The organism is Thomasclavelia sp. (genome assembly GCF_017889095.1).
Classification (GTDB): Bacteria; Bacillota_I; Bacilli_A; order Erysipelotrichales; family Coprobacillaceae; genus Thomasclavelia.
Genome location: NZ_JAGHEW010000054.1, coordinates 1 through 2800 on the forward strand (window position 1 = coordinate 1; position 2800 = coordinate 2800).

The 2800-nt window shown below is 26.4% G+C and carries 2 protein-coding genes; both read left to right on the forward strand.

Going from position 1 to position 2800, the window contains the following annotated elements; genetic code table 11:
* On the forward strand, window positions 1-1221 hold a 1221-nt coding region (locus J7M77_RS02375; protein ID WP_296875584.1), incomplete at its 5' end, for a hypothetical protein.
* Window positions 1222-1229: 8 nt separating this feature from the next.
* Window positions 1230-2800, forward strand: a 1571-nt coding sequence (gene cas10, locus J7M77_RS02380) for a type III-A CRISPR-associated protein Cas10/Csm1 (RefSeq protein ID WP_296875586.1), incomplete at its 3' end; no start/stop codon positions are given.

Below are 2800 nucleotides of genomic sequence, written 5' to 3' on the forward strand. Positions count from 1 at the left end.
ATTTATCTATATATGTCAAAAGAAATTTGTGAATTTGATGATCTGGATAATCGATATGAAAGATCTATTTTTTTATTAAATGAACATTTAGGGATAAATATAGAAATAGAAAAGATAAAAAGACCGGGATTAGTTGAGGTCCAAAAATTTGATGATTTTTATGATGATTTTGAAAATATTATGGATGAAATTATTCAAGAAAGAGGCAGTGAAGTAGAAATATTATGTAATGTATCTTCGGGTACACCGGCTATGAAAGCAACATTACAGATTTTGGCAGCATTATCGAAATATCGAATTACTCCGATTCAAGTGAGTGATCCTACTAAAGGTAGATATAAAAGGGATGTCGATTTAAATAATTATGATTTGGAATTCTTTTGGGAATTAAATGAAGATAATGAAATAAAAGAAAATAGAACTTATTTATCAGCTAATGATAAATTTAATTTTAAGATTCAAAAGGAATTGTTGGTAAATTTAATAAATTCGTATGATTATGAAGCTGCTTATAACATGGCAATGAGTTATAGATATCGAATTGATAAAAATCTTATCAGTTTATTAAAGTTTGCATTGAACCGTTATAATTTAGATAGTGAAGCAATATTAAAAGATCATAACCGTAATCTTTTACCTTATCAAGATAATGAAAAAGCAAAACTTTTTGAGTATGGATTATGGTTGAAGATAAAAAAAGAAAAAGGAGAATTGTTGGATTTTGTGCGTGGGGTAACGCCTTTTTTATATGGTGTATGCGCTTACACTTTTAAAAATATCCTTAATATAGATATATTGAATTACTGTGAACGTAAAGGAAAAGTTATGTATCTTACTAGAAAAGGGTTAGAAAAAGATGCAACTGGACTAGAGTTTCTTGAAATACTTGATAACCGTTATAAAGATAAACGCTATAGTGATACTTTTTTAAGTGAAAATCAAATGTTGACAATATTAAATGAAAAATTGGATAACTTTGATTTAAATTTATGTTTGAAGCAATTAAATAATTTACGTGTTGCAAAAAGAAATATTGCTAGTCATCAAATCACATGTGTTCGTGAAAAAGATATAATAAGTGATTTAGATAATAGTATGGATGATTATGTAAATATTATTAAAAAAGTTTTAGCGTGTTTAGGTTTTAGTACAAGCAGTTATTGGAATTCGTATGATGATATGAACTCATATATAATAGAGGAAATAAATAAAATGAGATAGGTGATAATATGGAAAAGTATAGTTTGATTGATGTGGCTTATGGAGCACTACTTCATGATATTGGAAAGTTCTATCAGCGTACATATATCAAATCAGATTTAAATGAACAAGAATTAGAAGTGACTAAATATAATAAGCAAGGTGATTTTCATAGTCATCTACATAGCGGATATACTTCAAGATTTTTAAATAAATATTTAGGGATGAATAATGAATTTGAAAAATTAACAAGTGAACATCATCATAATGATGAAACAGATCATTTCTTGAATATTATCAAAAAAGCCGATCATATTGCTTCTGCAATTGATCGTCAAGATGAAGAATATGATATGGAAACTAATAATAGAAAAGGTAGTTTTATTACTGCAAGATTGTATTCGGTATTAAGAGAAGTTGACTTTGGCAAGGAACGAAATGAAAATGCTGTCTTTGCTTTGTCTACTCTTAATGAAATGCATACACCTATTAGTAATTTTGTTCATAAGAGTATTGAAGATAGTTCTAAAGAATATAAAGAATTATTTAATCAGTTTGTCAAAGAAGTAGATCAAAATATCTTTTTGAAAAAAAGAATTGATTCGATTTCTTATCATTACATGTATAATTTAATGAATCATTATTTAGTAACTGTTCCAGCATCAACTTATGGTAATGTAAAATCATCAGTAAGTCTTTTTGATCATTTAAAAATCACGTCAGCTATAGCAAGTTGTTTATATGATGAAACATGTTATGAAAATGAAATGTTTTATATGTTAGAAATTGATGTTTCGGGAATTCAAAGCTTCATTTATCAAGTTATTGAAGGAAGTGGAACTAAACCAGGATTAGCCAAAGCACTTAGAGGAAGATCAATTCTAGTTGGTTTAATCACTAATGCCATATCTTATGCTTTTTTAAATGAGTTTGGTTTAACGGTAAGTAATATTTTATTTAATACTGGTGGGGGATCGATGATTCTTTTACCTTATAATAATACGGTTGAACAAAGAGTCGAAAAATTGTCAAAAAGAATTAGAAAATCGTTGTTTGAACTTTTCCAGGCAGATATTACTTTTGTTAATGCAATGATACCATTGAATAAAAAAGAATTAGAATTATTTCAAACTGATAAAGCTATTGAATTAAAAAGTCTTTTAGGTAGAAATAAAATGCAAAAATATAAAGATATTATTAAAGATGATGATTTTTTCTTTGAAAATATTGATATAAATACTAAATGCAATACATGTGGTCGAGTTTCTAAAACTAAACAATGTCCAATTTGTAAAGCAGTTGAAGAAATTTCTCAAGTATATACCAAAAATGATAGTTTTGGAATTGTTTATGATTTTGATAACAGTATAAAAATAGAAAAAATAAGTGATTTAGATTTGGGATTTGTTTCAATATCTTTTATTAATGATAAAAACATTTTTGTTAATAATAATAAAAACTGGTATGTTGACAGTATTAATAATTTTGGTTTTGGTAATGAAAAAATGTTATCAAGTCAAGTTCCTCTAAATTATTATGGCGAGATTTTGAATTTTGAAAAAATAATTCGATTAACTCCTGCTAAATACGGTGATGCTAA